At 44.0% G+C, this 12,781-nt stretch carries 11 protein-coding genes; all 11 read left to right on the top strand.

The window, feature by feature from the left end; translation table 11 throughout:
- The first annotated feature begins 5 nt into the window (after positions 1-5).
- The 11 genes from nuoE to upp all read left to right on the top strand — a co-directional run bounded on the left by nuoE (position 6) and on the right by upp (position 12,674).
- Complete coding sequence (gene nuoE, locus WA352_RS12425; protein ID WP_004804770.1) at positions 6-515, top strand: NADH-quinone oxidoreductase subunit NuoE; 510 nt, start codon at positions 6-8, stop codon at positions 513-515.
- Positions 512-1,837 (top strand): NADH-quinone oxidoreductase subunit NuoF, encoded by a 1,326-nt coding sequence (gene nuoF / locus WA352_RS12420; protein WP_004804772.1) that lies wholly within the window; start codon positions 512-514, stop codon positions 1,835-1,837. The genes nuoE and nuoF overlap by 4 nt, the downstream gene beginning before the upstream one ends.
- A gap of 11 nt (positions 1,838-1,848) precedes the next feature.
- Positions 1,849-4,533, top strand: a complete 2,685-nt coding sequence (nuoG, locus tag WA352_RS12415) for an NADH-quinone oxidoreductase subunit NuoG (protein ID WP_033133491.1) — start codon at positions 1,849-1,851, stop codon at positions 4,531-4,533.
- Positions 4,534-4,536: 3 nt separating this feature from the next.
- A complete protein-coding gene (gene nuoH, locus WA352_RS12410; RefSeq protein ID WP_004804775.1) occupies positions 4,537-5,553 on the top strand; it encodes an NADH-quinone oxidoreductase subunit NuoH in 1,017 nt (338 codons plus the stop codon).
- 18 nt (positions 5,554-5,571) lie between these two features.
- Positions 5,572-6,114, top strand: a complete 543-nt coding sequence (nuoI, locus tag WA352_RS12405; RefSeq protein ID WP_004655439.1) for an NADH-quinone oxidoreductase subunit NuoI — start codon at positions 5,572-5,574, stop codon at positions 6,112-6,114.
- Positions 6,114-6,632 (top strand): NADH-quinone oxidoreductase subunit J, encoded by a 519-nt coding sequence (nuoJ, locus tag WA352_RS12400; protein ID WP_171061079.1) that lies wholly within the window; start codon positions 6,114-6,116, stop codon positions 6,630-6,632. Before nuoI ends, nuoJ begins: the two co-directional genes overlap by 1 nt.
- Positions 6,632-6,940: an NADH-quinone oxidoreductase subunit NuoK gene (gene nuoK / locus WA352_RS12395; protein ID WP_004655436.1), complete on the top strand. Its 309-nt coding sequence runs from the start codon at positions 6,632-6,634 to the stop codon at positions 6,938-6,940. The genes nuoJ and nuoK overlap by 1 nt, the downstream gene beginning before the upstream one ends.
- Positions 6,937-8,832 carry an NADH-quinone oxidoreductase subunit L gene (gene nuoL / locus WA352_RS12390; RefSeq protein ID WP_005205642.1) on the top strand — a complete coding sequence of 632 codons (1,896 nt, stop codon included), beginning with the start codon at positions 6,937-6,939 and terminating at the stop codon, positions 8,830-8,832. Before nuoK ends, nuoL begins: the two co-directional genes overlap by 4 nt.
- 1 nt (position 8,833) lies before the next feature.
- Positions 8,834-10,432, top strand: coding sequence for an NADH-quinone oxidoreductase subunit M (gene nuoM / locus WA352_RS12385; RefSeq protein WP_005191270.1), 1,599 nt, complete (start codon positions 8,834-8,836; stop codon positions 10,430-10,432).
- 3 nt (positions 10,433-10,435) lie between these two features.
- A complete protein-coding gene (gene nuoN, locus WA352_RS12380) occupies positions 10,436-11,932 on the top strand; it encodes an NADH-quinone oxidoreductase subunit NuoN (protein WP_004804782.1) in 1,497 nt (498 codons plus the stop codon).
- A gap of 106 nt (positions 11,933-12,038) precedes the next feature.
- Positions 12,039-12,674: a uracil phosphoribosyltransferase gene (gene upp / locus WA352_RS12375; RefSeq protein WP_017402053.1), complete on the top strand. Its 636-nt coding sequence runs from the start codon at positions 12,039-12,041 to the stop codon at positions 12,672-12,674.
- The last annotated feature ends 107 nt before the right edge of the window (positions 12,675-12,781 follow it).

Raw genomic sequence — 12,781 nt, 5'->3', positions numbered from 1 at the left:
CGATTATGATGATTTTGACTGATAAAAAACCACGTGTGAATGTTGAAGGGATTTTGACTGCTGACGAAATTCATGACATTGAACATCACATTGGTCATTACCCGTACCCACGTGCAGCCTCTTTGGATGCTTTGAAGTGTGTACAGCGCCGTAATGGTTGGGTAGATGATGCACAAATGAATGCGATTGCACAGTTGTTGACGATGAGTGTGGCGGATCTTGAAGGTGTTGCAACTTTCTATAACCGTATCTACCGTCAACCGGTTGGTCGCCATGTGATTTTATTGTGTGACTCAATTGCATGCTTCTTGATGGGTGCAGAAACTTTGGCAGAAGCATTCCAGCGCGAGTTGGGTATCCAGTACGGACAAACCACAGCAGATGGCCGTTTTACCTTGCTCCCAATTTGCTGTTTAGGCAACTGCGATAAAGGTCCAACTTTAATGATTGATGAAGATACGCATGGTCTTGTGGACGTGTCATCAGTTAAACAGTTATTGGAGAAGTATGTATGAATACTGAACCAAAACCAATTTATGGCGACGGTAATCCAGAAACGCATCCATTGACTTGGCGTTTGAGCAAACAAGAGTTTGTGCGTGCAGCAGATGAGTATGAAGCACTTGAAGGTTATGCTGGCTTTAAAAAAGCATTGAGCATGCCACCAAAAGACGTGCTTGAAGTCATTAAAGCTGCAACGGTCAAAGGTCGTGGTGGTGCAGGTTTCCCAGCGGGAATTAAATGGTCATTGATGGCGCCAAATGATGGTGGTCCACGCTATTTGATCTGTAATGCCGATGAAATGGAACCAGGTACCTTTAAAGACCGTTTGTTGATGGAAAAACTTCCTCATCAATTGATCGAAGGCATGCTGATTGCAGGTTATACCTTAGAAGCAACTCAAGGTTATATCTTCATCCGTGGTGAATATGTTGAAGCAGCTCAATACTTAAATGAAGCATTAGAGCAAATCCGTGCCAAAGGTTACTTGGGTGACAACATCCTTGGAACAGGCTGGAACTTTGATATGCATGTTCACACTGGCGCAGGTCGTTATATCTGTGGTGAAGAAACTGCATTGATCAACTCGCTTGAAGGTCGTCGTGCCAATCCGCGTACTAAGCCACCATTCCCGCAAGTTGCAGGGGCATGGGGCCGTCCAACGATTGTCAACAACGTTGAGACCTATAACAACTTGCCAGCGATTATGCTTCGTGGTCCTGAGTGGTACATCAATCTTTCTGCGGGTAAGTCGAAAGATCCGGGTACCAAGATCTATGGTGCATCAGGCAAAGTTAAATTCCCTGGTCTTTGGGAACTTCCATTTGGTACAACAGCGCGTGAAGTGATTGAAGAACATGCGGGTGGTATGCGTGATGGTCTTACTTTGAAAGCATGGTTACCAGGTGGTGCTTCGACTGACTTTTTAGCAGCTGAGCACATTGATTTGCCAATGGATTCTGAAACGATCATGAAAGCGGGTTCACGTTTAGGTACCTGTTTGTTGATGGTTGTGGATGAAACTCAATGTATGGTTTCTGCTACACGTAATTTAGAAGAATTCTTTGCACGTGAATCATGTGGTTTCTGTACACCATGCCGTGATGGTTTACCTTGGGCAGTTAAAGCGCTTAAAGCACTGGAAGCAGGCGAAGGTAAGAAAGAAGATATCGATCACCTACAAGAACTTACTCGTAAATTGTGGATTGGTAAAACTTTCTGTGCTCACGCACCAGGTGCGATGGAGCCGCTTATGGGCGCACTTAAATATTTCCGTGGCGAGTTTGAAGCAAAGGTTAAAACCCATGCTCCTGCTCTAGACGTAGAACAAGCTTAAGGAATTCGACTATGGCTACAATTCATGTCGATGGAAAATCGTATGAAGTCAACGGCACTGAAAACTTGCTACAAGCATGTTTAAGCCTTGGCATCGACATCCCGTATTTTTGTTGGCACCCATCCTTAGGTTCTGTTGGTTCTTGTCGTCAATGTGCGGTGACTCAGTACGCAAATCCTGAGGACACACGTGGACGCTTGGTGATGTCATGTATGACACCTGCTGCCGACAATACCTATATTTCGATTGAAGACAAAGAAGCGACGGATTTCCGTGCGTCGATTGTTGAATTCTTAATGACCAACCACCCGCACGACTGTCCAGTCTGTGAAGAAGGTGGTCACTGTCATTTACAAGATATGACCGTCATGACGCAACATGACCGTCGTCGCTATCGCTTTACCAAACGTACGCATCACAACCAAGAGTTGGGTTCGTTTATTGCGCATGAGATGAACCGTTGTATCGCATGTTATCGTTGTGTGCGTTACTACAAAGATTATGCGGGCGGTACGGACTTTGGTGTATATGCCAATGCTTCACGTGTTTACTTTGGTCGTCCAGAATCAGGCACTTTAGAGTCTGAATTCTCTGGTAACTTGACTGAAGTCTGCCCAACGGGTGTATTCACGGATAAGACCCATTCAGCACGCTATAACCGTAAGTGGGACATGCAGTATGCGCCAAGCGTATGTCATGGCTGTTCTTCAGGTTGTAACATTTCTCCGGGCGAACGCTATGGCGAAATCCGTCGTGTTGAAAACCGTTTCAATGGTTCAGTCAACCAATACTTCCTTTGTGACAAAGGTCGTTTCGGTACAGGTTATGTGAATCGTGAAGATCGTCCACGTCAACCGCAGTTCCGCAATGGTGAAACTGTTGCGACTGTGAGTGTTGATCAGGCACTTGATCAAGTGATTACTCAACTTCAAGGCAAGAAAGTGTTAGGTATTGGTTCACCACGCGCAAGCTTGGAATCAAACTACGCACTGCGTGAATTGGTCGGACAAGACAATTACTCAACAGGTATGTCTCAAAAAGATCAAAACTTGGTTGAGTTAGCTGCATCAATCATGCAAACACAGGGTATCTATAACCCGAACATGCGTGAAATTGAAAGCTATGATGCGGTGTTGATCTTGGGTGAAGACTTAACTCAAACTGCGCCACGTATGGCATTGTCTGTTCGCCAAGCTGCGAAAAACAAAGCCAAAGAAATGGCTGCTGCGACACGTACACCAGACTGGTTAGCAGAACCTGTACAACGTATCGGTCAAGATGCAAAATCACCAATCTATATCCTTGCTGCAACACAAACGCGTTTAGCCGATGTTGCAACAGGTGAAGTGGTTGCATCTCCAAATGATATCGCACGTTTAGGTTTCGCGGTTGCTGCTGCTGTTAAAGGTGAAGCACTCTCTGGTTTAGCGGATGATGCCAAAGCATTTGCGCAAACCATTGCAGATACTTTGAAAGCGGCGAAAAAACCATTGATTATCTCTGGTACCAGCTTACAAGATCCTGCAATCATGGAAGCTGCAGCTCAAGTTGCACAAAACTTAGGTGAACATGCAGGCTTGTCATTGACTGTTCCTGAAGTGAACTCAATGGGCTTGGCGCTGTTTGGTGGCTTAAGCTTAGAACAAGCATTTGCACAAGATTATGATGCAGTGGTTGTGATTGAAAATGACTTAACTCGTCGTTTACCAGTGGCTCAAGTGAAAGCTGCATTTGACAAGGCTGAGACTGTGATCGTGCTCGATCATAGCGAAACTGAAACCTTGAAACTTGCAGATATCGTACTTTCAGCAGCAAGCTTTGCTGAAGGTGACGGTACTGTCGTGAGCCAAGAAGGCCGTGCACAACGTTTCTATCAAGTGTATGACCCAAGCTACTACAAACCTGAATATGCGATCAAAGAATCATGGCGCTGGTTACATGCCATTGAGACAGGTCTCAAAGGCAAAGCAGTGGACTGGACATTGCTTGATGATGTGATTGATGACATCGTGAAGAATGTTCCTGTGCTTGCTGCAATTGAAGACGTTGCACCAGATGCTGGCTATCGTATCCACGGTTTGAAAATTGCACGTGAACCACGTCGTTACTCAGGTCGTACCGCAATGCGTGCACCGTTATCGGTTCACGAACCTAAGCAACCGACGGATATCGACTCTGCATTAACGTTCTCGATGGAAGGTTATGTAGGGAATCAGACTGCATCTTCATTGGTACCTTTCGCATGGTCTGCGGGTTGGAACTCACCACAAGCTTGGAACAAATACCAAGATGAAGTGGGTGGTCACTTAAAAGGTGGTGATTCGGGTGTTCGTTTATTCGATCGTTTAGCAAAACGTCCTGCGCGTAGCTATGTTGCACCTTCTGCTGTTGTTGTGAATCCTGAAAGCTTCCGCCTTGTGCCGATGCACCATATTTTTGGTTCTGGCGAATTCACCATTAAAACACCTGCGATGGAATCTCGTATTCCTGAAGCAATGTTTGCTGTGGGTGAGCAAGATGCGACACGCTTAAATGTTCAAGATGGTCAACGTATTACAGTGAAAGCGGGTGAAACGAGTATTAGCTTGCCAGTACAAGTGATCGAATATTTACCAACAGGTTATATTGGTTACCCAATTGGTTTAGCACCAACTGTTTCATTGGCAGAGCCTGTTTCTGTGGCGGTAGGAGTGTAATTCATGAATCAAGAAATTATACGTCAAACGCCACTTTGGGCTGAGAACTGGCCAATCGCTTATTCAGTGATTCAGGCGATTGTGATCTTGCTGGTGGTGGTTTTGGTTGCTGCTTTGATGTCATTTATTGAGCGTCGTCTCTTGGCATTATGGCAAGACCGTTATGGTCCAAACCGTGTCGGTCCAGGTGGTATGTTCCAGATCGTTGCCGACATGCTTAAGATCATGTTCAAAGAAGACTGGACACCAAAGTTTGCTGATAAGCTGACTTTCCGTTTAGCACCAGCAGTTGCGATGGCAACTGCGGTACTTTCATTCATGGTGATTCCAGTAAGTCCTACACTGGGCGTTGCGGATATGAGTATCGGCCTATTGTTCTTTATGGCAATGGCAGGTATTGCAGTTTATGCAGTGTTATTTGGTGGTTGGGCGTCTAACAACAAATACTCATTACTCGGTGGTCTTCGTTCTGCTGCTCAAACCATTTCTTATGAAGTGTTCTTGGGTATCTCGTTGATGGGTGTGGTTGCGATTGCAGGTTCATTCAACCTTCGTGAAATTGTTGAAGCACAACGTGATATGTGGTTCATCATTCCTCAGTTCTTAGGTTTCTTGATCTTTGTGGTTGCGGGTGTTGCGGTTACGCACCGTCACCCATTTGACCAACCAGAAGCTGAACAAGAATTGGCTGAAGGTTACCATGTTGAATATGGTGGTATGAAGTGGGGGATGTTCTTCGTTGCGGAATACGTCAACGTTGTTTTGATCTCGGCTTTGATCGTGACTTTATTCTTCGGCGGATGGCTTGCACCATTTAACTTAGAAATTCCATTTGTTCCACCATTATTCTGGTTCGTGATTAAAACAGCATTCTTTGTAATGATGTTTGTCTTGGCGCGTGGCTCGTTAATGCGTCCACGTTATGACCAAGTGATGAACTTTGGTTGGAAAGTTTGTTTGCCATTGGCGTTGGTCAACTTGTTAGTGACTGGTGCTGTGATTCTGATGAATCAGGCCTAGGACAGCAGGGAGTACAAAATGTATAAAATTCTAGCTGGCTTTGGATCGATTGTACGTTCGTTATGGATGGTGTTCAGCCATGTAACACGTAAACGTGACACGATCTTATATCCAGAAGTACCGGGTGAACAAATTGCGCCTCCACGCTATCGCGGTCGTATCGTATTAACGCGTGATCCAGATGGTGAAGAGCGTTGTGTGGCATGTAACCTGTGTGCGGTTGCATGTCCAGTGGGCTGTATTTCATTGCAAAAAGCGGAAAAAGAAGATGGACGTTGGTATCCAGAATTTTTCCGTATTAACTTCTCACGCTGCATTTTCTGCGGTATGTGTGAAGAAGCATGTCCAACCACAGCGATTCAGATGACACCAGATTTCGAACTTGGTGAGTATGTACGTCAAGACTTGGTGTATGAGAAAGAAAACTTACTCATTTCTGGACCTGGTAAATATCCTGACTACAATTTCTATCGTGTCACTGGTATGGCTGTGAGCGGTAAAGAAAAAGGTCAAGCACAAAAAGAAAGTGCACCAGTAGATGTACGGAGCTTATTACCATGATGTGGCCATTTTATTTGATGGCACTTGTGGCCATTGTTTCGACAGTACGTGTTGTGACCAACACCAATCCTGTGCATGCATTACTTAGCTTGATCGTTTCTCTTCTTGCGGTTGCTGGCATTTTCATGATCGTGGGTGCGCCGTTTGCGGCTGCCCTTGAGATCATCGTTTATGCAGGTGCGATCATGGTCTTGTTCGTCTTCGTTGTCATGATGTTGAACCTTGGACAAGATACCATTGAACAAGAAAGCAAATGGTTGACTTCAGATGCTTGGGCTTTTCCTGCACTGATGAGCTTTTTATTAGGCTTAATCTTGGTGTGGATGCTCGGTGGTGAATACACCACGATTTCTGCGCCAATGGGTACAGAAGTTGTTGGGCCTAAAGCAGTCGGTCAAGCACTATTTACTCACTATCTATTATTGGTAGAAGTTGCCGCGATGTTATTGCTTGCAGCACTTGTTGCAGCATTCCACTTAGGCAAACGTGAACCAGGTGCAGAAGAGGATAAAGAATAATGGGACACATCCCTTTAGAACATGGTTTGATCGTTGCAACCATCCTTTTTGCACTGGGTTTTTACGGTGTAATGGTGCGACGCAACCTTTTATTTATGCTAATGAGCCTTGAGGTGATGATGAATGCTGCTGCGTTGGCATTCGTCTTGGCAGGTAGTGTTTGGGCTCAGCCAGATGGACAGATCATGTTCATTTTGATCCTGACGCTTGCTGCAGCAGAGGCATGTATTGGTCTTGCGATCGTCCTTCAGTTTTATCATCGCTTCCATCACTTGGATGTGGATGCTGCTAGTGAGATGCGCGGATGAGTACATTATATTTAACCGTTTTATTTCCGCTCATTGGTTTTATCCTTTTAGCGGCAGGGCGTGACAAACTTTCTGAAAATGTAGCTGCCATTATTGGTGTTGGTTCAGTTGGTTTATCTGCGTTATTTGCTTTAATTGCCGGTCTTGCATTTACCAGCAGTGGTCAAACCGTTTTTGTTCAACACTTATGGACTTGGTTCAGTGTTGGCGGTTTTGAGCCAGGCATCAGCTTACATTTAGACGGCTTGTCATTATTGATGACAGGTATGGTCACAGGTGTTGGCTTCCTGATTCACATCTTCGCATCATGGTATATGCGTGGTGAAGAAGGTTATGCGCGTTTCTTCTCTTATTTCAACCTATTCGTTGCCAGCATGTTGTTGTTGGTATTGGGCGATAACTTGGCGTTATTGTTCTTAGGTTGGGAAGGCGTAGGTCTGTGCTCTTACTTATTGATTGGTTTCTATTACTCAAACCCTGCAAATGGCTGGGCGGCAATCAAGGCATTCACCGTAACACGTGTGGGTGACGTATTCTTACTCATCGCATTGTTCTTGCTCTATCAACAATTTGGTACTTTGAATATTCAGTACATTGTTGAAAATGCAGCGACTGTCATGACACAAAGCTCATCATTGTCGATCTGGACAGCATTGATGTTGTTCTTGGGTGCAGCGGGTAAATCAGCGCAAATTCCATTACAAACTTGGTTAGCTGATGCGATGGCTGGTCCTACACCAGTGTCTGCATTGATCCATGCTGCAACAATGGTTACAGCAGGTGTGTACTTATGCTGCCGTATGTTCTCTGTGATTGAAATGGCACCAGAAGTAATGCAGTTCATCTCGATTACAGGTGCTGTGACTTTGCTGGTGGCTGGCTTTGCCGCATTGGTGCAAACCGATATCAAACGTATCTTGGCTTACTCAACCATGAGTCAGTTGGGTTATATGTTTATGGCAGTGGGTGCTGAAGCATACCAAGCTGGTTTATTCCACATGTTGGCTCACGCATTCTTCAAAGCATTATTGTTCCTTTCTTCAGGTGCCGTAATTCTTGCATGTCATCACGAACAAAACATTTTCAAAATGGGTGGATTACGTCATAAGATTCCATTCGTATTCTGGTGTTTCGTAATCGGTGGTGGCGCATTGGCAGCACTTCCAATCGTGACTGTTGGCTTCTTCTCTAAAGATGCGATCTTGGGTGCAGTATATGCACAGTCTACAATTGCAAATCTTCCACTTTACAATACGTTGTACTGGGTTGGTGTTGCGGGTGCATTCTTAACGTCTATCTATACTTTCCGTTTAATCTGGGTGGTATTCTTCGGCGAAGAGAAAACCCATGCACATGCGATTCATGGCGTCACTTACTGGGGTCCGCTTGCAATTCTTGCTGCGTTATCAACAGGTATCGGCTACTTCCTACAAGCGCCAGTTGCAAAATTATTGACTGCTGCAAGCATTCCAAGTTTTGTTGTTCCTGAGAGCTTAGAAGCTGCTGTTGCACATGCTGAACATTTAGCAAGTGGTGTTGCCCTCGCTGGTTTAGCTGTGGGTATCTTCTTGTTTGCTTTTGCATACGGTGCAGTAAAAGCTTTTGCTCAAACATCTTTGGGTTCAGGTTTAGCGCACATTTGCCGTACAGCATTTGGTTTCGATGCTTTGTATGACATCGTATTTGTAAAACCTTATTTATTGATTGCGAAAATTTTAGGTCGTGATCCAGTTGACGGTTTATGGTTAGTACTCCCTGCAATTGTGAAGGGTGGTAATAGCTTTACAAGTTCGCGTCAAACAGGTTCATTACGTGAATACGCTTCAAGCATGTCACTCGGTGTAGTGGTGTTATTGATGATCTTGATCGTGATTCAGGTTGTGGGGAAATAAAATGGAAAACAATTTAATTTTACCCGCACTGATTTTAGTTCCTTTCATTGCTGGTTTTATTTGTTGGTTAGTCGATAAATACGACCAACATTTACCGCGCTGGATTGCCTTGATTGGTATGTTGATTACCTTCGGTTTGGGCATTGCACTGTGGCAAAGTGGTACATTTAGCTACGAGTTGGGCGGTAAAGTCCCGACTTGGGCGGCTGAATTCCATCTTCCATGGATTCAGACTTTAGGCATTAGCATTCACTTAGCGGTGGATGGTTTATCTCTACTTATGGTGTTGTTGACTGCATTACTGGGTGTACTTGCAGTTGGCTGTTCATGGGGTGAGATTCAAAAGAACGTTGGTTTCTTCCATTTAAACTTACTTTGGAGTTTGGGTGGGGTCATCGGTGTATTCTTGGCGATTGACTTATTCTTGTTCTTCTTCTTCTGGGAGATGATGCTCGTACCAATCTACTTCTTGATTGCGTTATGGGGACACTCAGGGTCGAATGGTCGTTCGCGTGTTTATGCTGCAACCAAATTCTTCTTATATACTCAAATCGCTGGTTTGATCATGTTGATCGGTATCTTGGGCCTTGTGGTCTATGGATACATGATGACAGGTATGATCGGTTTCGATTACAACTATCTATTGGCTGTTGCGAACCACTTACCACCTGAAGTTGCTTATGCATTCATGCTGTGTTTCTTCATCGGTTTTGCGGTGAAATTACCAGTATTCCCATTACACGGCTGGTTGCCTGATGCGCATGCTCAAGCACCAACAGCGGGTTCTGTGGATTTAGCGGGTATTTTGATTAAAACAGCTGCGTACGGTTTGCTTCGTTTCGTAATTCCATTCTTCCCGGCTGCATCAGCACAATTTGCTGATATCGCCATTATTTTGGGTCTGATTGGTATTTTCTACGGTGCATTCTTAGCGTACCAACAAACAGATATGAAACGCTTACTTGCGTACACGTCTATTTCGCACATGGGTTTCATCTTACTTGCAATTTATGCAGGTAATATCCTGACATTCCAAGGCCTCATGATCATGATGTTGGCACATGGTTTGTCATCTGCTGCATTGTTCATTATGTCGGGTCAAGTGTACGAGCGTTTACATACACGTGATTTACGCTTGATGGGTGGTCTTCGTGGCCAGCTGCAATATTTGCCATTCTTCTTGATGTTCTTTGTTGCAGCATTGGTTGGTGTACCAGGTCTAGGTAACTTTATTGGTGAATTCCTGATCTTGATGGGTTCATTCAAAGCTTATCCAGCGTTCACGATCATTGCAGCAGTGAGCTTGGTATTTGCTGGTCTTTATGGTCTGATTCTGATTCACAAAGCATTATTTGGTGAACCAAACCCAGAGCAAAAACAGCACTATACTAGTCCGCTTAAAGATCTATCTGCACGTGAAGTCACTATTTTGATGATCTGTGCGATCGGTTTAGTTTGGTTAGGTATTTACCCGCAAACATTCTTGGATATGTCTCATTCAAGCATGCAATGGTTAGTAAATAGTTATATGCCAGTACAAGAAGTTGTCGAAACTGTTCAACAGGCTGCAACTCAACTTGAACATGTGGAGATGCAATAAATCATGAACTTCACAATTTCTTTTTCTGAGCTAATGCCACTTGCTCCCGTGATGATTGTGGCTTTGACCGCAATCGTCGTGATGTTATTAACTGCGATTAAGCGTAATCACAATCTGATTGCAACAACTTCGGTTGTGGGTTTAAACCTTGCTGCAATTTATATTGGATACACCATGTTTAGTGGGCACTTTGCACCAGTAAACGTGATGGGTATGTTCATGGTTGATCCATTTACCATGCTCTATCAATTCCTGATTCTAATTGCTGCTTTAGCGTGCTGTACTTTATCTCATGCTTATATTGAGACTTATAAGGACAACCGCGAAGAGTTGTATATCTTGTTACTGTGCTCAGTGACAGGTGCAATGTTGTTGGTTTCAAGCTCACACTATGCAGCATTCTTCATCAGCCTAGAGTTGATGTCGATTCCTGTATACGGCATGTTGGCGTATACCTATCAACGTAGTCAGTCTTTGGAAGCGGGGATTAAATACCTTGTGCTTTCAGCGACTGCTTCTGCAATGTTGCTCATGGGTATGGCTTATATCTATGCGTATACAGGTTCATTGTCATTCTATGACTCTGTTCAGGCATTGTTTACTGCAATCAAACAACCAATGGTGTTATTGGGCTTAGGTTTAATTATCTTTGCTGTTGCATTCAAACTTTCACTTGCGCCATTCCATAAATGGACGCCAGATGTGTATGCAGGTGCACCGGCACCTATGGCAACCTTCTTGGCAACGGCTGCGAAAGTTGCAACGATTGGTCTATTTGTACGTTACTTACTGACTTCTGGTGCAATCTTGGTTGAATCATTAGTGACGGTGATTACCATCATTGCGGTATTGTCGATCGTGGTGGGTAACTTACTTGCAGTTCGTCAAGTCAACTTGAAACGTATCTTGGGTTATTCATCGATTGCACACTTCGGTTATTTGTTAATTGCTTTAATCAGCATGACTTACGCAAGTCTTGGTAGTGTGACGGTTTATGTAATTACCTATGTATTGACCACAATCGGTGCATTTGGTGCGGTTGCATTAATGTCGAGCCCATATAACAACGTCGATGAAGCACAAAGCCTTGCAGACTACCGTGGTTTGTTCTGGCGCCGTCCGATCTTGACTGCAACATTAACTGTAATGATGTTGTCTTTAGCAGGTATTCCATTAACAGCAGGCTTCATTGGTAAGTTCTTGGTGGTGATGGCTGCGGTGACAACGCAACACTGGTTCTTGGCGGCAATGATTGTGGTGGGTAGTGGTATCGGTTTGTATTACTACTTACGTGTGATGGTGGTGATGTATATGACTCCACCAGATGTACCTCGTATTGATGCGGATGCTCATTGGGGAAGTAAAGTCGGTGGTCTTATGGTCCTTGCTGCTGCGTTATTAGTATTGGTGATGGGTGTTTATCCGGATCCAATGATTAACTTGGCATTGAAGGCAGAGATCCTTTCTCCGTTGCACTTTATGTTGTCTCAACAACAGTAATCGTCGGATTTGTACAAAAAAGCCTCCAAAGTTGGAGGCTTTTTTATTGATGAGTAAAAAAACACTTTATAATGGAGTGAGATTAATATTACCTAGGTACTCATTCGTGTCGATTCAAGAAATCCGTCATCCGCTCATTCGCCATAAACTTGGTTTATTACGTCGTTCAGATATTAGTACCAAGAACTTCCGTGAATTAGCGCAAGAAGTCACGATGTTACTGACTTATGAAGCAACAAAGGATCTTCCTGTTGTTGATCATGAAATTGATGGGTGGGCAGGGAAAGTCTCAACTCAGCGTATCGCAGGGAAGAAAATCACAATTGTTCCAATCTTGCGTGCTGGTATTGGTATGCTTGAGGGCGTTCTTAGCCTGATTCCAAGCGCGAAAGTGAGTGTTTTAGGTTTAGAGCGTGATGAAGCAACTTTAGAAGTGCGCACATACTATAAAAAGTTGGTGCCTGATGTTGCCAATCGCTTAGCCATGATTATTGATCCAATGCTTGCGACAGGTAATTCTTTAATTGCTGCAATTGATGTATTGAAAGCAAGTGGCTGTAAAGATATTCGTGTCATGGTCTTGGTTGCCGCGCCAGAAGGTGTTGCGAAAGTAGAAGCGGCACATCCAGATGTGTTGATCTATACCGCGTCGATTGACCAAGGTCTGAATGAAGAAGGTTATATTGTTCCTGGTCTTGGTGATGCAGGTGACAAAATTTTTGGTAGTGTTCAAAAAGACTGATTTTTGAAACATTCATAAAAAGAGACTTGATCTCATCCTGATACTGTTTTGGGGATAGATTGAAAGTCTCTTTTTTATTTTTATATACTGTGATGATCAGATTTGCA

The sequence above is a fragment of the Acinetobacter sp. 102 genome, from assembly GCF_037028485.1.
Classification (GTDB): Bacteria; Pseudomonadota; Gammaproteobacteria; order Pseudomonadales; family Moraxellaceae; genus Acinetobacter; species Acinetobacter higginsii.
The sequence above is the reverse complement of the archived record's forward strand: the minus strand, read 5'-3'. Positions and strand labels throughout refer to the sequence as shown.